The 18,966-nt window shown below is 68.2% G+C and carries 14 protein-coding genes and 1 tRNA gene; 11 read left to right on the plus strand and 4 right to left on the minus strand.

Annotated elements, in window-relative coordinates; all coding sequences use genetic code 11:
• Positions 1–104: 104 nt before the first annotated feature.
• The 5 genes from KF709_03060 to KF709_03080 all read left to right on the plus strand — a co-directional run bounded on the left by KF709_03060 (position 105) and on the right by KF709_03080 (position 6,655).
• Positions 105–1,517 carry a hypothetical protein gene (locus KF709_03060; GenBank protein ID MBX3173360.1) on the plus strand — a complete coding sequence of 471 codons (1,413 nt, stop codon included), beginning with the start codon at positions 105–107 and terminating at the stop codon, positions 1,515–1,517.
• 72 nt (positions 1,518–1,589) lie between these two features.
• Entirely contained in the window at positions 1,590–2,195 is a 606-nt protein-coding gene (locus tag KF709_03065; GenBank protein ID MBX3173361.1) for a hypothetical protein, read from the plus strand.
• A 6-nt stretch (positions 2,196–2,201) separates the two neighbouring features.
• Positions 2,202–3,299 (plus strand): phosphate ABC transporter substrate-binding protein PstS, encoded by a 1,098-nt coding sequence (gene pstS / locus KF709_03070; protein ID MBX3173362.1) that lies wholly within the window; start codon positions 2,202–2,204, stop codon positions 3,297–3,299.
• Entirely contained in the window at positions 3,296–4,909 is a 1,614-nt protein-coding gene (locus tag KF709_03075; GenBank protein ID MBX3173363.1) for a Ppx/GppA family phosphatase, read from the plus strand. The genes pstS and KF709_03075 overlap by 4 nt, the downstream gene beginning before the upstream one ends.
• Before the next feature lie 159 nt (positions 4,910–5,068).
• The gene (locus KF709_03080) at positions 5,069–6,655 is read left to right on the plus strand and encodes a PAS domain S-box protein (protein MBX3173364.1); all 1,587 of its coding nucleotides are present in this window, start codon (positions 5,069–5,071) and stop codon (positions 6,653–6,655) included.
• Positions 6,656–6,708: 53 nt separating this feature from the next.
• On the opposite strand, the gene ppk1 is transcribed toward KF709_03080, so the two are convergent.
• The 4 genes from ppk1 to KF709_03100 form a co-directional block, all read right to left on the minus strand.
• Positions 6,709–8,898 (minus strand): polyphosphate kinase 1, encoded by a 2,190-nt coding sequence (ppk1, locus tag KF709_03085; protein MBX3173365.1) that lies wholly within the window; start codon positions 8,896–8,898, stop codon positions 6,709–6,711.
• Positions 8,899–8,902: 4 nt separating this feature from the next.
• Positions 8,903–9,934 carry an inorganic phosphate transporter gene (locus KF709_03090; GenBank protein MBX3173366.1) on the minus strand — a complete coding sequence of 344 codons (1,032 nt, stop codon included), beginning with the start codon at positions 9,932–9,934 and terminating at the stop codon, positions 8,903–8,905.
• An 8-nt stretch (positions 9,935–9,942) separates the two neighbouring features.
• Positions 9,943–10,554 (minus strand): DUF47 family protein, encoded by a 612-nt coding sequence (locus tag KF709_03095; GenBank protein ID MBX3173367.1) that lies wholly within the window; start codon positions 10,552–10,554, stop codon positions 9,943–9,945.
• Positions 10,555–10,695: 141 nt separating this feature from the next.
• Positions 10,696–11,481, minus strand: coding sequence for a rhomboid family intramembrane serine protease (locus tag KF709_03100; GenBank protein MBX3173368.1), 786 nt, complete (start codon positions 11,479–11,481; stop codon positions 10,696–10,698).
• 159 nt (positions 11,482–11,640) lie between these two features.
• Here KF709_03100 and dnaK point away from each other — a divergent pair, with 159 nt between their 5' ends.
• From dnaK to KF709_03130, 6 genes are all read left to right on the plus strand, one after another.
• Positions 11,641–13,572: a molecular chaperone DnaK gene (gene dnaK / locus KF709_03105; GenBank protein MBX3173369.1), complete on the plus strand. Its 1,932-nt coding sequence runs from the start codon at positions 11,641–11,643 to the stop codon at positions 13,570–13,572.
• 111 nt (positions 13,573–13,683) lie between these two features.
• Positions 13,684–15,219 carry a Do family serine endopeptidase gene (locus KF709_03110; protein ID MBX3173370.1) on the plus strand — a complete coding sequence of 512 codons (1,536 nt, stop codon included), beginning with the start codon at positions 13,684–13,686 and terminating at the stop codon, positions 15,217–15,219.
• A gap of 99 nt (positions 15,220–15,318) precedes the next feature.
• Positions 15,319–15,400: transfer RNA gene (locus KF709_03115), tRNA-Leu, on the plus strand.
• A gap of 128 nt (positions 15,401–15,528) precedes the next feature.
• Positions 15,529–17,043 carry a phytoene desaturase gene (locus KF709_03120; GenBank protein MBX3173371.1) on the plus strand — a complete coding sequence of 505 codons (1,515 nt, stop codon included), beginning with the start codon at positions 15,529–15,531 and terminating at the stop codon, positions 17,041–17,043.
• A complete protein-coding gene (locus KF709_03125; protein MBX3173372.1) occupies positions 17,043–18,041 on the plus strand; it encodes a phytoene/squalene synthase family protein in 999 nt (332 codons plus the stop codon). Before KF709_03120 ends, KF709_03125 begins: the two co-directional genes overlap by 1 nt.
• 26 nt (positions 18,042–18,067) lie before the next feature.
• The gene (locus KF709_03130; protein MBX3173373.1) at positions 18,068–18,964 is read left to right on the plus strand and encodes a carotenoid biosynthesis protein; all 897 of its coding nucleotides are present in this window, start codon (positions 18,068–18,070) and stop codon (positions 18,962–18,964) included.
• The last annotated feature ends 2 nt before the right edge of the window (positions 18,965–18,966 follow it).

Consider the following 18,966-nt stretch of genomic DNA (forward strand, 5'->3'; position numbering starts at 1 on the left):
GACGAAAGCGCCATCGTGCAGAGACACGATGGCGCTTTTGTACTGATGTGCCCGTCACGCGACGCCCACGAAGGCGCGCCCACTTCCATTCCACTGGAACCCCAATGCTTCGACTCACTGCCCTCCGCACCGCGAGCATCGGCCTGCTCGCCCTGACGCTCGCGGCCTGCAACGAAGACGACACCACGACCGGCCCGACCGAATCCGGGGCGGCGGTGATCGCCGCGAACATCACGGCGGACCGCACGCTCTACAAGGACACGGTCTACACCCTGCAGGGCTTCGTGCAGGTCACCAACGGTGCCACGTTGAACATCCAGGCGGGCACGGTGATCCAGGGCGACTTCGCCACCGTCGGCTCCTCACTGTTCATCACACGCGGCGCGCGCATCAACGCCATCGGCACGGCCGCCGAGCCCATCGTCTTCACCTCCTCGCGTCCGGTGGGCTCCCGACAGGCTGGCGACTGGGGCGGACTGATCATCATCGGCAACGCGACGATCAACCGCTCGGGTACGGTGGTGCTTGAGGGCACCGGCACCGGCCCGTCGAATCCGTCGCAGCAGTACTCGGGCGGCACCGACGACCTCTCCAACAGCGGCACGCTGCGCTACGTGCGCGTCGAGTTCGCCGGGTACGCGACGGCGACGGACGCCGAGCTCAATACCTTTACGCTCGCGGCCGTGGGCTCGGGCACGACGCTCGAGTACCTGCAGTCGCTGTACGGGCTCGACGACTCCTTTGAGTTCTTCGGCGGCACGGTGGACGGCAAGTACTTCGTCTCCTATGAGTCGGGCGACGACCACTTCGACATGTCGGAAGGCTATCGCGGGCGCCTGCAGTATCTCATTGCCTACCAGTCGCGCCTGGTGGTGCCGCGCGCTGGCGCCGGCAACACCTCGTCGGATCCGCAGGGCATCGAGAACGACGGCTGCGCCGGCGCGGGCTGCGACCTCGGCCAGCTCTCGACGCCGTACACGACGCCAGTCGTCGCGAACTTCACCCTCGTTGGCGCGGGCGCTGGCACGGATATCGACGCCACCAGCGGCGGTTATGGCCTCGTGCTGCGCCGCGGCACGGGTGGCTACTACGTGAACGGGCTCGTGGCCCGCTGGCCCAAGGCCGGCTTCTCGCTGCGCGACTCCACGACCATCGCCCGCGTGACCGGTGGCCAGTTCGACGCCCGCAACATCCTCGTGCTCGAGTCGCCGATGATCTTCGGCACGGCCTCCAGCGGCCTGTTCCTCGCCGACTCAGCGGCGCGCAACATCGTGCGGGACGGTGCGGTCACCATGGCGGCGAATACCACGACCTTCACGCTGCCGGCCACCTCGGCCGCCTCCTTCGACTGGACACCGCCGGGCGGATCGCTGGCCGCGACCGGCGGCCTGACCGTCTTTGCTGGCAACATGGCCACTGCCGCCGGCACCGCGGTGTCCGGCACTGCCTACCGCGGCGCCGCCGCGCCGGGTGGCGTGAAGTGGTGGGCCGGCTGGACGCGCTACGCGACCAACTGACCCAGTAGATTGTGGGAGCGGCCGGTGCCCGGATCCGGGCGCCGGCCGCTCCGGCATTCACGACCTTTTTCCATGCGCAACGTCCTTCCCTTTCTCATCGCGCTGGTGGCTGTCGTTGGCTGTGACCGCAACCGCAGCGAGCAGGCCGCGTCCGACGTCCCACACCAGGAAGTCCACGTGGACAGCGCGCTGCCGATCGACACGCTGCTGGCCCGGTTCCGGGCCACGGTGGCGGATACGCCCCGCCGCCTGGACGGCGGCGCGCGCGATGCCGAGGCGCTGACGCGTGCCCTGCTGACGGCGCTGCAAGAGCAGGACACGGCGGCGCTCCGTCAGCTGGTGCTCACCCGCAGCGAGTTCGCCTGGCTGTACTATCCGCACACGAAGTTCACGGCGCCGCCGTATGAGCTCGGGCCCGAGCTGCTCTGGTTCCAGCTGCAGTTGGCCAGCGAGAAGGGGGCCACGCGCCTCGTGCGCCGCTACGGCGGCTCGTCGCTCCGCTTCGAGGCGCTCGAGTGCCCGGACAGTGTCAGCGTCGAAGGGCCGAACCGTGTGGTCACCGGGTGCCGAGTCCGATTCGCGGCCGCCGACTCCGCCGCGCGGACCATGCGGCTGTTCGGGTCATTGCTGGAGCGCGACGGACGCGTCAAGTTCGTGACGTATGCCAATGACCTGTAGGTCGGCTTGACCGTCCCGCCGCGCTCCCGTGTCCTCCTGCAGTCCGTCGCCTTCGGGTGGCTGGGACTGCTGGTCGGCTTTGCTGTCGGCGTCGAATGGATTCGTTCGCGGAGCGAGCCGCCGCTTCCCTCGGGCGGCATCGACCTGACCGGCGCCGGCGCCACCCTGCCGTTCCCACTCTACCGGCGGTGGTTCCAGGAGTACGGCCGCCAAAGCGGCGTGGCGATCAACTACTACTCGGTGGGGAGCGCCGAAGGCATCCGCATGGTGCTCGCCGGCGACACGGACTTTGGCGCTGCCGACCGTCCGCTGACCGCCGCCGAGCGCACGAGAGCCAGCTGTGGAGCCGTGGAGATTCCCACTGTGCTCGGTGCGGTCGCGGTGGCCTACCGCGTGCCGGGGCTCTCGGCGCCACTGCGCCTCGACGCGGAGACGCTCGCCGACATCTTCCTTGGCCGCGTGACGCGCTGGGATGACGCGCCGATCCAGGCGCTGAACCCTGGGCTTCGCCTGCCGGCGTTGGAGATCCGTCCGGTACGGCGCGCCCGCGTCACCGGGACGGGCGCTGTCTTCAACCGCTACCTCGCGGCGAGCCTGCGCTGGCGCGCCGCCGAGGCGGCCGGCGGCCCCCAAACCGGTAGTGAGGCGGTGGAGGGCAACGAGGGCATCACGGCCGCGATTGCCGCGCGCGACGGTGCCATCGGTGCGGTGGAGTTGACCTACGCGCAGCAGGCGCGGCTAGCCGTGGCGAACCTGCGCAATGCCGCCGGCGAATACGTGGCACCGAGCTCGTCATCGGTGGCCGCGGCGGCACGCAGCATCAGCGATCCGAGCACGACGGACACGCTCCCGGGCCTCGTGAACAGCGGAGGCGCCGATGCGTACCCCGTCGTCGCCCTCACGCGCATCATCGTGGACGGGGTCCTCCGTGACGCGGCGACGACGGCGCATTTCGTCTCCTTTGCGCAGTGGGCGCTGCGCGACGGGGCCAACCTCGCGACTGAACTTGGATACGCGCCGCTTCCGGAGTCGGTGCGGGCACGCGAACTGCGCTACCTGGCGACGCTGACGCCGGGCGCCTGCCCCGCTCCGGCCCGTCGATGAACCTGCCCAAGTCGGGCGGCGATGGTCCGTACCGCTCCGCGCAGGAGGAGCGCGACATTCGCATTGCCGCCATCGACATCGGCTCGAACTCGATCCGGCAAATCGTCGCCGATGTGTCGCCCGAGGGCAGCATCCGCGTGGTGGATGAACTGAAGGCCGCGCCGCGCCTTGGCGCCGGCCTCGCGGAGACAGGTCGACTCGGCGAGCGGAATATCGAGGAAGCCGTCGCCGCACTCGTGCGGATGGCGACGCTTGCGCGGCAGATTGGGGCCAAGAAGGTGGAGACGGTCGCCACGAGCGCGGTGCGCGACGCCAGCAACGGGGCGGAGTTCATCAGCCGCGTGCGGCGCGAGGCAGGCCTGCGCGTGCGCATCCTCGTCGGCGAGGAGGAGGCACGGCTCGCCTTCCGCTCCGCGCTGGCGCACTTCGAGCTGGGCGTCGGCCGCTCGGTGGTGATGGACATCGGCGGCGGTTCGCTGGAACTGGCGCTGGCTGCCGAGGGACTGGTGGAGCGGCTGATCACCTTCCCCTTCGGGGCGATCCGACTGACGGAGCGCTTCCTCGACGGCAAGCCATCGTCAAAGGGCGTGAAGAAGCTGCGGAAGTACGTGCGGGTAGCGATTCGCAAGGCTCTGCCGGTGCGGGATTGGCGCGGCGCGATGGTCATCGGATCCGGCGGCACCTTCACGAACCTCGCGGGCATGTTCCTCGCGCGGCAAGGCATCCGGGTGAAGAGCGTCCACGGGACGCACATCCCGCGGCACGAGCTCGAGCACATCCTCGAGCAACTGGCGTCGATGACGCCGGACGAGCGGTTGGAGGTGGAAGGGCTCAACGCCGGTCGCGCGGACATCATCGTGGCTGGTCTCGCCGTCGCGGCGGAGGTGTTGGCGCGCATTGAACCGCGCGAGCTCACTGCGTCGGGCTACGGCATCCGCGAAGGGCTGTTGCTCGAGACTGCGCGCGTGATGCCGGTGATCGCCGACCCGGGCGAGGCCCGCGAGCGCTCGGTGCGTGCCTTCGCCGAACGCTGCCACTACGAGGCCCCGCACTCGAAGCACGTGCAGCGCCTTGCCCTGCAGCTGTTCGACGCGATCGGCGCGCGCATCGGCTGCGCGCCCGAGGAGCGGCAGACGCTCTCCGACGCGGCGCTGTTGCACGACGTCGGCTACCACATCAACTACCAGGGACACCACAAGCACTCGTACCATCTGATCCAGCACGCGGACTTGCTCGGCATCGCGCCGGAAGAGCAGATCGTCATTGCCCACGTCGCGCGGTATCATCGCGGCAACGAGCCGCGGCGGAAGCACGCCGAGTACTGGGCCCTTGAAGGCTCGACGCGCGAGCGCATTCGACGCCTGAGCGCACTGCTGCGTGTGGCGGATGGTCTCGACCGCGGCCACGTGGGGGCCGTGGACCGCGTGAAGGTGCGCTGGCTCGAACGCGCCGTGCGGATCACCCCGGTGCCGCGGCGCCCAAATGCGCATCTCCGGCTCGAACTCTGGGGTGGTAGCCGAAAGTCCCAGCTCCTGGCCGAGATGGCCGGGAAGCCGGTGGAGTTGGTGGGCCCCGACGCGACCGTGTATACCGCCGACAGCGCCGAATAGCCGGACGCGACCTCGCCCGCTGTGCAGGGTTCCCCGACAGCGGTGAACAAGCCAGCCGCCCGTCCGACACTCAGTGACAAGTGACCGACGACCTGGCCTATCACTCCCGGTAGTCAGATGCCGCCGGCCACTGCCCAACCCTCCTGAGGCAGACCGGCAATGGCAACTCCCGTACATCGCAAGTTCGAGTCCGAGCGCAAGCGCTCATCGCTCACGCTGACGGGTCGCGAGGTCGAGATGCGGGACGGCAGCACCCTCGTCACGCGCACCGACCTGACGGGCAAGATCACCTACGCGAACGACGAGTTCGTGGAGATCTCCGGCTACACGCGCGAGGAGCTGATCGGCCGCCCGCACAGCATGATCCGCAACCCGATCATGCCGCGCAGCGCCTTCCTTGACTTGTGGGACACCATCCAGGCCGGTCGCCCGTGGAACGGGATGGTGGTCAATCGCTGCAAGAACGGCGACCACTACTGGGTGGACGCCAACGTGGCCGCCATCGTCGAGAACGGCCAGCACGTGGGGTACATGTCCGTGCGCCGCAAGCCGACGCGTGAGATGGTGCGTCGCGCCGATGACCTGTACCGCAAGGTGCTCGACGACCAGGCGACGTTCCCCTTCACCGCGCGCAAGGTCGTGTCCGTGCGGCGCAGGGCGGATGTCGCATTCACCGCGGCGGCCGCGCTGTCCCTCGCTGGCGTCGTCGGCGTCGTGCTGGGCGCTCCGGTGGCCTTTGCGGCCGCCGTCGGGGTCGGCATCGTCACGGCGATGGTCTACGCCCGCAAGGTCGTGGTGAGCGTCGTGACGCCGCTCGATGACGCGGCCGCCGTGGCCGGCCGCATCGCTACCGGCGACCTCACCGCGCGCATCGACCACACGCGCGGCGACGAAGTCGGCCGCGTGCAGCAGCAGCTGCTCGCGATGCTGATCAACACCGCCGGCCTGCTCGTGCAGATTCGCGAGAGCTCACAGACGGTGAATGGCTCCGCCGTGTCGATCGGGCGCACCAGCGAAAGCATTGAGACCGGGGCCCGCGACATCGCCGGCCAGGCGAGCTCGATTGCCTCGGCGGCCACGCAGATGAGCCAGACGCTGATGTCGCTCTCGGCGGGCACCGAGGAGATGTCGGTCTCGGTGGACGAGGTCGCCAAGCAGGCGGCGGATGCGGCGCGCGTGGCGCAGGCGGCGGCGGAACAGGCGGAACTGGCGCAGCGCACGCTGTCCCAGCTGCAGTCCGATGCGCAGGCCATCGAGTCGGTGGTGGAGAGCATCACGCAGATCGCGGCCAAGACCAACCTGCTCGCGCTCAACGCCACCATCGAGGCCACGGCAGCAGGCAACGCGGGCAAGGGCTTCGCGGTCGTGGCCTCGGAGGTGAAGGAACTGGCGCGTCAAGCCGCCATCAGCGCCAACGACATCAAGTCGAAGGTGGTGGGGATGCAGCGCAGCTCGCAGGACTCGATGAAGGTGATGACCGACATCCTCGAGGTGTTCGCCAACGTGCGGTCGATTTCGGTGACGATCGCCGCGGCGGTGGAGCAGCAGTCAGTGACGACGCGCGAGATCGCGTCGAACGTGCACGACACGACGGGCGCCGCGAACGAGGTGGCGCGCAATATCGAGACGATCTCCGCCTCGTCCACCCAGGCGGCGTCGAGCGCCGGCGAGGCCTTGGAGGTCGCCCGCGGTTTCCGCGGCCTGGCCGAGGACCTGGACCGCACCGTCAAGCGTTTCGCGATCTGACCGGAGGGGGCAGACGCGGGACTGGGCGCCGTGGGACTGCGGTCCTGCGGCGCTCAGTGCGTGAAGGCGCGGAACTCGGCCGTGGAGGACGGCGGGCGGCCCATGCCGCGCGCGTCGTCGCGGCGCAGCGGGCTGGCGTCGAACGTGAACGCCCCGCTCTCGCGGCTGGCGCCCCAGGAGTCGCGCAGCAGCATCCGATGCGTGGCGCGCTCGCCGTGCTCCCCGGGCTCACGCTGCACGTAGCGGCCGTCGGGCTGGAGGTCCCAGGCCTGGCGATTGTCGCTCAGGCAGATGTCGAGCACGGACTGCAGGCGGCGGCGGAACAACGGATTGAGCACCGGCGTCACGACCTCGACGCGGCGATCGAGGTTGCGCGGCATCCAGTCGGCGGAGCCGAAGAAATACTCCGGCTCGCCATCGCCGCCGAACATCCAGATGCGGGAGTGCTCCAGGAATCGGCCGATGATGCTGATGACACGGATGCGTTCGGAAAGTCCGGCCACACCCGGTCGCAGGCAGCAAATGCCCCGCACGACGAGGTCGATCTCCACGCCGGCCTGTGAGGCCTCGTAGAGCGCCTGGATGACCTCGGCGTCCACCAACGAGTTCATCTTCGCGATGATGCGGCCCGCGCCGCCCGCCCGCGCATTGGCCGTCTCACGCGCAATCAGCCCGAGCAGGCGTGCCCGCATGTTCACCGGCGCGACGAGCAGGCGCCGGTATTCGCGCTGGCGCGAGTACCCCGTGAGCGCATTGAAGAGGTCGCTGACGTCGGCCCCGATCTCCTCGTCGCAGGTGATGAGGCCGAGGTCCGTGTAGAGCCGCGCCGTGCGCGTGTTGTAGTTGCCGGTGCCGACGTGCACGTAGCGGCGGATGCCGTCGCCTTCCTTGCGGACCACAAGTGCGGTCTTCGTGTGCGTCTTGAGGCCGGGCAGTCCGTAGACCACGTGGACGCCAAACGATTCCAGCGTTCGCGCCCAGGCAATGTTGTTGACCTCGTCGAAGCGCGCCTGCAGCTCCACCAGCACGGCCACCTGCTTGCCACGCTGGGCCGCCTGAGTCAGTGCCTGCACGATGGCGCCGTCACCCGAGGTGCGGTACAGCGTCATCTTGATGGCCAGCACCTGCTCGTCGCGCGCGGCGGTCTCGATGAAGGTCTCCACCGAGGCCCCAAAGGAATCGAAGGGGTGGTGGACGAGGATCTCCTGGTCGCGCACCACATCGAAGATCGAGCGCGTGGTGTCGCGCAGTTCCGGCGGCACCGCGGGGATCAGCGGCGGGTCGCGATGCTCGGGTAGGTCGAGCCCGGCGATCGCCATCAGCGCGCTCAGGTCGAGGAGCGGACCTGGCTCGTGCACCTCGCGCATCGTCAGCGGCGCCATCTCGGGCGCCTCGCTGGCGCGTAGTTCATCGAGCAGCAGCTCGCGCAGGTGCACTGGCATCCCTTCCTGCACCTCCACGCGCACGACCTCGCCGAAGCGGCGCTGGAAGAGCTGCTCCTCGATCATCGCCAGCAGGTCCTCGGGCTCCTCGGTGTGGGAGATCTCGAGGTCCGAGTAGCGCGAGAGGCGGAAGGTGTAGCTGCCCATCACCTCCATGCCAGGGAACAGTGCGTCGAGCCGCTGCGCGATCACCGCCTCCAGGGGCACGAAGCTTGTGGAGCGTCCGGTCGGCACCCAGCGCGGCAGGCTCTTCGGCACCTTCACGCGCGCAAAGCGCACGTCGCCCTGCTCCGGGTCGCGCAGCTCCACCGCCAGCGAGAGCGAGAGGTTGGAGATGTAGGGAAAGGGGTGGCCGGGATCCACCGCTAGCGGTGTCAGCACCGGGAAGACCTGCTCCTCGAAGAAGCGGTCCACGGCATCGCGCTCGTCGTCGTCGAGCGACCCGTCGGGCCGCAGCTCGACGCCGATGGCATCGAGCCGCGGGATGAGCTCGTCGTGCAGCAGCGCGCGGGCGCGCGCCGACAGTTCGCGCACGCGGGCGTCAATCAGGTCCAGCTGCTCGGCTGGCGTCAGGCCATCGGGCGGTGTCTGCAGCACGCCGGCCGAGAGCTGCCGCCGCAGGCCGGCGACGCGCACCATATAGAACTCGTCAAGGTTCGAGGCGAAGATCGCCAGGAACTTCACGCGTTCGAGCAGCGGGGTCCGTACGTCCTCCGCCTCGTGGAGGACCCGGGCGTTGAACTCGAGCCAGGACAGCTCCCGGTTCAGGTAGCCCGGATCCTTGGAGGCGAGGGGGTTCATCCGGTCAGCCGCGCACCGCGGCCACCAGGAAGTAGGACAGGGCGGCCACGATGGCCGATGCGGGAATCGTCAGCACCCAGGCCCAGACCATTCGGGTCGCGACACCCCAGCGCACGGCCGAGAGGCGATGCGTGGCGCCCACGCCAACGATGGCGCCGGAGATGGTGTGCGTCGTGGAGACGGGAATGCCGAGCGCCGTCGCCAGGAAGATGGCCGAGGCACCGCCAGTCTCCGCGCAGAACCCGCCGATGGGCCGCAGCTTGGTCACGCGCGAGCCCAGCGTGTGCACGATGCGCCAGCCACCCATGAGCGTGCCGAGGGCGATGGCCGCGTGCGCACCGAGCTTGATCCAGAACGGGATGGTGTTGCCGTTCTCCAGATAGAAGTGCCGCAGGAATCCCGTCTCGTTCACGAAGTACACCTGCCCCGCCACGAGCAGCGAGACGATGATGCCCATCGTCTTCTGCGCGTCGTTGGCGCCGTGCGAGAGCGAGAACAGCGCCGAGCTGGCGATCTGCATGCCGCGGAACAGCGGCTCCACCCTGGCCGGCCGCGCCTTTCGGAAGATCCAGGTCGAGGCGACCATCAACAGCCAGCCGGCCAACATGCCGACCATCGGCGAAAGGAAGATGAAGATGATCGGCTTCACCCAGCCCGGCAGCAGCAGGGCGCCGAAGCCCGCCTTGGCGATGGCCGCGCCGCCGTAGCCGCCGATGAGCGCGTGCGACGAGCTCGACGGGATGCCGTACCACCAGGTGATGAGGTTCCAGGTGATGGCGCCAAGCAGGCCGGCGAGGATCACGTCGGGATTCACGATCGCGATGTCGATCATCCCCGAGCCGATGGTCTTGGCGACCTTGGTCTCGAAGATGAAGAGGGCGATGAAGTTGAACGTCGCCGCCCAGACGACCGCGGTGAAGGGACTGAGCACCCGCGTCCCCACGATGGTGGCGATGGAGTTCGCCGAGTCGTGGAAGCCGTTGATGTAGTCGAAGATGAACGCGACGAAGACGATCGCGAGGATATACCAGACCACGTCGACGCTCAGGAATTCTTGAGGGAGATGCTCTCCAGCACGTTCGCCACGTCTTCACACTCGTCGACGGCGTGCTCGATGTTGTCGTAGATCTCCTTCCACTTGATCACCTCGAGCGCGTCCGGCTTGCCGTCGAACAGGGCGTGGATCGCGTCGCCGTAGATGACGTCCGCCTTCTCCTCGAGTTCCTTGATGCGGCGGGCGGACTTGTGCACGGCCGCTGGCGAGCGGATGTCCTTCACGCCGGTGGCGATGACGGCGGCGCACTCCTTGAGGACGCCAATCAACTGGACGACGGGCTCGCGGCGCTCGGTCACCCGGAACATGCGGGCGCGGCGGGCGGTGCCGTCGATCAGGTCGACCACGTTGTCGAGACGGTTCGTGAGGAGATGGATGTCCTCGCGATCCAGCGGCGTGACGAAGGAGCGGTCGATGCGCTGCATCACGTCATAGGTGATGACGTCGGCCGCGTGCTCCTCGGCCTTGATCTGCTTGGTCAGGTCCTCGAGCCGGGCCGGCTGGTCGAAGAGGGTGTGAAGGAGGCTCGAGGCGTTGGTGAGGCGCTCGGCAAGCTTGTCAAACAGGTCGAAGAAGCCTTCGTCCTTGGGAAGAAATCGCACGGGTCGGATCCGCGGGTGGGGCGGGATGGGCCGCGAGGCCTCGGGGTGCCGGCTGGCACCGCAACGACCTCATGAGCCCGAAAATTTACGCCCGCCCAGGCCCACTCGGCAAACGCGATGTAACGCCTCGTGGCGGAATCGTTACAAATCGAGGGCCGCGGGCCCCAAGAGTCCACGCCGCAACAGGATAGCGCGGCGCCTCTCGACGAGCTCGTCCCGCTCGAATAGGCGAATCAGCAGTGCCCCGGCGATGAACCCGCCGACGTGGGCCCAGACCGCCACGCCACCTCCTGAACGGTCCAGTATCGCCAGGTCAGACAACCCCAGCAGTACCTGCAATCCGAACCACCAGAGCAGCACGACCCAAGCCGGCAGCGGGATGATCCGAAAGAAGATCACGAAGACGAACAGCATCCGGACGCGGACCCGGGGGAAGAGCATCAGGTAGGCCCCCATCACACCTGACACGGCACCGGATGCCCCGACGGTCGGCACCGGTGAACCCGGCTGCAGCAGCACGTGCGCAGCGGCCGCAGCGAGCCCGCACACGAGATAGAACACGAGGAAGCGGCCACGCCCCGTCACGTCCTCGATGTTGTTGCCGAACACCCAGAAGAAGAGGGCGTTGCCGGCCAGGTGCGCCCAGCTGCCGTGCAGGAACATCGAGGTCAGCGGCGAAAGCCAGTTCGTCGGCTCGGCGTCCACCACGCAGGCCAGGTCGCGGGTGAGTGGAATGCTCGTCCCCAGTGGGGCCGCTCCCGTGAGCTCCGCCGGTACCATGCCCAGGTTGCAGACGCTCATCGCCAGAGTCGTCGTGTCGAACCCCGCGCCCTGCACGATCAGCCAGACCGAGACCATCGCCCCGAGCAGCAGGATGGTCATCACCGGCACGCGGACCGTCGGATTGTCGTCGCTCAGCGGAATCAAGGAATTTTCCTGTCAGAGCCGGCGCGACGACGACCATTTCTCCGCCAAAATGGCGTGAATCTCTGGCCTTCAGCTTGCCGTTCCAACTATTCAGAAGTCAGCCAGCCCTATGACGGCTTGGCTCAACTGCAGGATTCAAGATATCCAGCCGAGGAAGCGATGGCAGACAAGGTGATTGGCATTGACCTGGGCACGACGAACTCCGTCGTTGCTGTGATGGAGGGTGGCGACCCGGTCGTCATCCCGAACGCCGAGGGCGGGCGCACGACTCCGTCCGTGGTGGGCTTCAGCAAGGACGGCGAGCGTCTCGTCGGCCAGATCGCGAAGCGCCAGGCGGTGACGAACCCGACGAACACGGTGTTCTCGATCAAGCGCTTCATGGGCCACAAGATGGACGAGGTCGAGGCCGAGCGCGCGCGCGTCCCGTACAAGGTCCTGCGCGGCCAGAACGATTTGGTCACGGTCGAGGTGCAGGGCAAGACCTACACGCCGCCCGAGATCTCCGCGATGGTGCTGCAGAAGATGAAGCAGACCGCCGAGGACTACCTCGGGCACACGGTGACCAAGGCCGTCGTGACCGTGCCGGCGTACTTCAACGACGCCCAGCGCCAGGCCACCAAGGACGCCGGCAAGATCGCCGGCCTCGAGGTGCTGCGCATCGTGAACGAGCCGACGGCGGCCGCGCTCGCCTACGGTCTCGACAAGGCCAAGCAGAAGGACGAGAAGGTCGCCGTGTTCGACCTGGGCGGCGGCACGTACGACATCTCCATCCTCGAGCTCTACGAGGTGGACGGCACGCGCCAGTTCGAGGTGAAGTCCACGAACGGCGACACGCACCTCGGTGGTGACGACTTCGACCAGAAGCTCATCGACTGGCTGGTGGCGGAGTTCAAGAAGGACCAGGCAATCGACCTTTCCAAGGATCCGATGGCGCTGCAGCGGCTCAAGGAGGCCGCGGAGAAGGCCAAGATCGAGCTCTCGGGCACGACGAGCACGGACATCAACCTGCCGTTCATCACGGCCGACGCCTCGGGCCCGAAGCACCTCAACTACCAGATGACACGGGCCAAGTTCGAGCAGCTGGTGGACGACCTCGTCCAGCGCTCGATCCCGCCGATGCAGAAGGCGCTCAAGGACGCCGGCCTGCAGCCGTCGGACATCGATGAAGTGATCCTCGTGGGCGGCTCGACGCGCATCCCGAAGATTCAGGAGATCGTCAAGGACTTCTTCAAGAAGGAGCCCAACAAGGGCGTGAACCCGGACGAGGTCGTCGCCGTGGGCGCGGCCATCCAGGGCGCGGTGCTCACCGGCGAGCAGAAGGACGTGCTGCTGCTCGACGTGACCCCGCTCTCGCTGGGCATCGAGACGCTGGGTGGCGTGACCACGGTGCTCATCCCGCGGAACACGACCATCCCGACGAAGAAGTCGGAGACCTTCTCCACGGCCGACGACAACCAGACGACGGTCGAGATCCACGTGCTGCAGGGCGAGCGCGAGCTGGCGCTGCACAACAAGACCATCGGCAAGTTCCAGTTGACGGGCATCCCGCCTGCCCCGCGCGGCCTGCCGCAGGTCGAGGTGACCTTCGACATCGACGCCAACGGCATCCTGCACGTGACGGCGCGCGACAAGGCCACCGGCAAGGAGCAGAAGATCCGCATCGAGGCCTCGAGCGGCCTGTCGGACGCCGAGATCGACCGCATGGTGAAGGACGCCGAGAAGAACGCCGGCGAGGACAAGCGGAAGCGCGAGGAGATCGACACGCGCAACCGCCTGGACACCTTGGCCTACCAGGTCGAGAAGGAGTCGAAGGAGTGGGCCGACAAGGTGCCGGCCGACCTCAAGACCCGCCTCGACACGGCTGTGGAGCGCGCCCGCAAGGCGCACCGCGGCGACGACATGGCCGAGGTGAAGGCCGCGCTCGAGGAACTCACCGCCGCGTTCCAGGCGGCGGGCCAGGCGGTGTATGCCGCCGGCGCCGCGCAGCCGGCCGAGGGCGAGGCCCCCGCAGCCGAGGGCGCCGAGGCCGAGGCCAAGAAGGACGACGTGGTCGAGGCCGACTACGAGATCGTGGACGACAGCAAGAAGTAAGGCGGGCCGGAAACCATCTTTCGCCGGTTCGGTACTTATCGGAAGAGAGTGGCAGTCGTGACGAAGGGGGCCGCCACCAGTGGGGGCCCCCTTCATTACCTTCCCAACACTATGGTGACGCGCTTGAATCGGACCAAGATCCTCATCGCGGCCACGGTCGCGTTCGTCGGAGGCATCATCTTCGCCTCGTCGATGGACTGGACGGACCGCATCTTCGCGCAGGGCAGCCCCGCGCAGCAGGCGGCGCCCAAGCCGCGCAACGACGAAGTTCGCACGATCGCCGAGGCCAGCAACGCCTTCGTGTCGATCGCCGAGTACATCACGCCGGCCGTGGTCAGCATCCAGGCCGAACGCGACCGCCGCGCCCGCAACCCGCGTGGCCGCCAACAGGTCCCGCCGGGCTTCGAGGAGTTCTTCCGCATCCCCGAAGGGCAGCAGCAGCCGCAGGAAGCCACCGGCAGTGGTTTCGTCGTCTCGCGCGACGGCTACATCCTGACGAACAACCACGTGGTCGAGGGCGCGGACCGCGTGAAGGTCGCGCTGCAGGACCGCCGCGTGTTCGACGCCAAGATCATCGGCCGCGACCCGACGACGGACGTCGCCGTGCTCAAGATCGAGGGGCGCAACTTCACGCCGCTCTCCTTCGGCGACGACGAGTCGCTGCGCATCGGTGAGTGGGTGCTGGCCATTGGCAACCCGCTCGGCCTCGACTTCACGGTCACGGCCGGCATCGTGAGCGCCAAGGGTCGCGGCCTCCCGGGCTTGAACCCGGACTCGTATGCCATCACCGACTTCATCCAGACGGACGCCGCCATCAACCCCGGCAACTCGGGCGGGCCGCTGGTGAACTCCAAGGGCGAGGTGGTCGGCATCAACACGGCCATCGCCTCTCAAACCGGCTTCTACTCGGGCTACGGCTTCGCCATCCCGATCACGCTGGCCAAGCAGGTGATGGACGACCTGATCGAGCACGGTGAGGTGCGTCGCGCGGTGCTCGGCGTGGGCATCAACGAGGTGACGCCGGAGGACGCGCAGGTCGCCGGCCTGCGCACGATCACCGGCGTGAAGATCGGCGGCTACTCCGGCGAGGATTCGCCGGCGCAGCGTGCGGGCCTCGAGCCCGGTGACATCATCACGAAGATCGACGGCAAGTCGGTGGATCGCGTGAGCGCACTGCAGCGGGCGGTGCGCGCCAAGGCGCCCGGCGAGACGGTGGAGCTCGAGGCCTGGCGCTACGGCAGCCGGAAGACCTTCCGCGTGCGGCTGGCGGCTGCGCCGAGCAGCGAGACGACGGTGGCAGAGGCGGTGCGACAGCCCGAGGAACCGGCGACTACCTCTCGACTTGGCATCAGCGTGGAGCCCGTGCCCTCAGAATTGGTCAACGCGCGCCGCATTCCCGAGCAGTATCGCGGACTGCGTGTGGCGGCGGTGGATCCGGCGGGACCGGCGGCGGACAATCGCCTCGTGGTCAATGACGTGATCGCCGAGGTGCTGTATCCGCAGCCAAAGACGCGCGTGTCCAACTCGGCGGACTTGCAACGCGTGCTCGACCGGATGAAGCCCGGCGAGATCCTGTCGTTGCTCGTGTTCCGCGGTGTGCAGGGCCAGGGCGGCGGCACCGTGGTGGTGAATCTCCGCACGAACTGAGCGCGCGGTCCAAGCGCTGTTCAACACGGGCGGCCCGGCATCGCGATGCCGGGCCGCCCGTGGGCATTTGGGGGCAGCGACGGTAAGTTGTGGCTCTGCGCGAGAGTGGCGGAATTGGTAGACGCCCGGGACTTAGGATCCCGTGCCGCAAGGCGTGTGGGTTCGAGTCCCACCTCTCGCATTCCGTTGGGATGAAGGACGAAGGGGGGGAGGACGAAGGATGGACGGAGTCCATACCGCCGCCCCCCGCGAGTGAGCGTAGCACGCACGTCGCGAACTATCGGACCCGTGGCCGCGTTCAGGGCCCATATGCGCATCGTCGTCATCGGCAGTGGATTCGGGGGACTCGCCGCGGCTATCCGGCTGCAGGCGCAGGGGCACGAGGTCACGGTCGTCGAGCAACGCGACCAACCCGGCGGCCGCGCCTACGTGTATCGCCAGGACGGGTTCACGTTCGACGGCGGGCCGACGATCATCACGGCGCCGTGGCTGATCGACGAGGTGTTTGCAGCGGCCGGACGGCAGACGCGCGACTACGTGGACATCGTGCCGATCGATCCGTTCTATCGGATCCGGTTCGAAGACGGCTCGCTGTTCACGTACAACGGCGATCGCGAGGCGCTGCTGCGGCAGATTCGCGCATTCAATCCTGCGGACGAAGCGGGCTACCTGCGCTTTGTCGAGGCGAGCGAGGCCGTGTTCGATTCTGGGATGGCCCTCATCGACCAGCCGTTTGGCTCCCTGGGCTCGATGGCCAAGGTGCTGCCGGACCTCGTGCGCCTGCGCGCCGACCGCAGCGTCGCGGGGCTGGCCAACAAGCACCTCAAGGACGAGCGCCTCCGACAGGTCTTCTCGTTCCACCCACTGCTGGTGGGCGGCAACCCCTTCGAGACCACAAGCATCTACGCGCTGATCCACCACTTGGAGCAGAAGTGGGGCGTGTGGTTTGCCATGGGCGGCACGGGCAAGCTGGTCGGCGCCTTCGTTCGACTGTTCGAGGAGATCGGTGGGTCGCTCCGACTCTCGACGCGCGTGTCCGAGATCGTGATCGACGACAGGACCGGCCGCGCCAGCGGCGTGCGGCTTGCCGATGGCAGCCTGTTGCCGGCGGACGTCGTGGTGAGCAACGGCGACGTCGCGTTCACGTACAAGCATCTGATCGCACCCCGGTACCGCCGCCGCAATACCGATGCGCGCGTTGACGGACTCGACTACTCGATGTCGCTGTTCGTGATCTACTTCGGCACCGATCGCCGCTACGACGACATCGCGCACCACGAGATCCTGATGGGGCCCCGCTATCGCGGGTTGCTGCGCGACATCTTCGACGCCAAACGCCTGTCCCCGGACTTCTCGCTGTACCTGCACCGCCCGACCGCCACCGATCCGTCGCTCGCCCCGGATGGCTGCGACGCCTTCTACGTGCTGTCGCCGGTGCCGCACCTGGGTGGGCCGACGGACTGGGGCAAGGCGGCGCAGCCGTATCGCGATGCCATCATCAGGTACCTCGAGGACCGATATCTCCCCGACCTGTCGAAGCACATCGTCACGGAGCACCGGATCGATCCCCTGCACTTCCGAGACACGCTGTCGAGCCACCTGGGCAGCGCGTTCTCGGTGCAGCCCACGCTGTTCCAGTCGGCGTACTTCCGGCCGCACAACCAGAGTGAGGACATCCCGAACCTCTTCTTCGCGGGCGCCGGGACTCACCCGGGCGCCGGCCTACCGGGCGTCATCAGCTCGGGCAAGATCGTGGCCGAGCTGATCGGCGAGGCCGCCGCATCCCCGCGGCGCCGCGCCCGCGAGACGGCGGGGGTGTCCTGATGTCCAACGCCCCGGTCGCCGCACCACCAGACGACGCGCTGGCCCGCGCCGACGCCCTGCAGTGTGAGGGCATCACCCGCGCGCACGCACGCACCTTCTCCCTGGCAAGCGGCTTCCTGCCGCCTCGCAAGCGTCGCGGTGCCTTTGCCGTGTACGCGTTCTGCCGCATCGCCGACGACATTGTCGATCGCAACGAGGGCGCCGCGCCGGCGCAGCTGGTGGCGGAACTGGCACGGTACCGTGCCGCCGTGGGTGCGGCGCTGGCGGGGCGCGCCGATGGGCCCGTGCTTCGTGAACTGGCACGCGCCGTACGCGAGTTTGGGGTGCCGGAGTCGGCACTCAATGAACTGCTGGACGGCGTGGCGAGCGACCTCAAGCCCCCGCGCTACGCCACCTGGGCCGACCTCACCTCCTACTGCGAGGGCGTGGCCTCGTCGGTCGGCTCGATGTGCACCTATGTGTTCGGCGTGGACGGCGATGAGGACACGCGCCGCCGGGCCCTGAAGTACGCGCGCACCCTCGGCGTTGCCATGCAACTCACGAACATCCTGCGCGACGTGGGCGAGGACGCGGCCATCGGGCGCGTCTACCTGCCGGACGAGGACCTCGCCACCTTCGGGCTCAGCGCGGAGCGCGTGCTGCACGATCCCGGCCTGAAGGACGATCCCGCCTGGGCGCGCCTGATGCGGCACGAGATTGCGCGCGCACGCGCCCTCTACCGTGCGGCGTCGCCGGGCATCGCGCTGCTCGAGGCGGATGCCCAGCGCTGCGCCCGCGCCTGCGCCGACGGGTATGCGGCAATCCTTGGTGCCATCGAGCGAAACCACTATGACTCGATTTCGCTGCGCGCCCGCGTGGGAAGCTGGCAGCGGGCAAGCCTACTGTGGAGCCTCTGGCGCGCTGGCCGCGAGGCGCCACCCACACAACACGCCGGACCGGTGATCGAGTGGGGAAGCCAGCGCCTGGAACGCGCCGAACAAATGGTCCTGAGCGCGTGACGACGAAGCCACTCGGAGGCGCCGCAATGGAACGGGCCGCGGCCGGAATGCTGTGGGGACATCTCGCCCTGATCGCCTTTGCGACGGCGGCGATGGTGACGATCCTCGCCGGCCCCTTCCCGGTCTGGCTGCAGGGTCCGTACACGGCCACGGTCTACGAACTCGGCTGGCGCTACTCCGGCCAGGTGTACGTCATACTCGGCGCGCTGGCTGCGCTGCTCCACTCGGCTCCGCGCTTCGGCGTCGGGCGCGCGCTGCTGCTTTTCGTCGCGGCCAGCGGCGTGGCCCTGCTGTCGGAGCTCGGAGGCACGAACCTCGGGCTGCCCTTCGGGCCGTACCGCTATACGCCGATGCTGGGCTACATGATCAACGGCGATGTGCCGTACCCGATTCCGATCTCTTGGTACTACATGCTGTACTGCTGCCTGGCCTTCTGCGCCGCGCTGATGGCACCGGGCGACAGCGGCCGGAACAAGTGGCGCTGGGCCCTGGTGGCCGGCGCGTTCCTGACGGCCTGGGACGTGCCGATGGAGGTGCAGATGACCAACGTGCAGCCCGCGCACTGGGTCTGGGAGCTCGGCCGGTTCCCAGACTGGGTGCCGGGATGGCTCGGAGGCCCGCTGTTCTACGGAATGCCGCTCTCGAACTGGATCGGCTGGTTCCTGACCGGGGTGCTCGTCAGTCGCCTGATGCTGGCCATAGTGCCGCCGTCGACCTGGCAGCGCATGGCGGGAGGCGTGGCGTTCCCGCTGATCCTCTACGCCACGAACGGCATCATGCCGATCGCGACCGTTGCCCGGCACGGCCTGTGGATGGCCGCCGTGCTCGGCGTCCTGGCCATGGGTGCGCCATTGTGGCTGGTCCTGAAGGCGCGCCGTCGGCGCGAGCCTTCCGCACTTGGAGCAACCGCGCTATCCGCTTAGTT

Source organism: Gemmatimonadaceae bacterium (assembly GCA_019637445.1).
Taxonomy (GTDB): Bacteria; Gemmatimonadota; Gemmatimonadetes; order Gemmatimonadales; family Gemmatimonadaceae; genus Pseudogemmatithrix.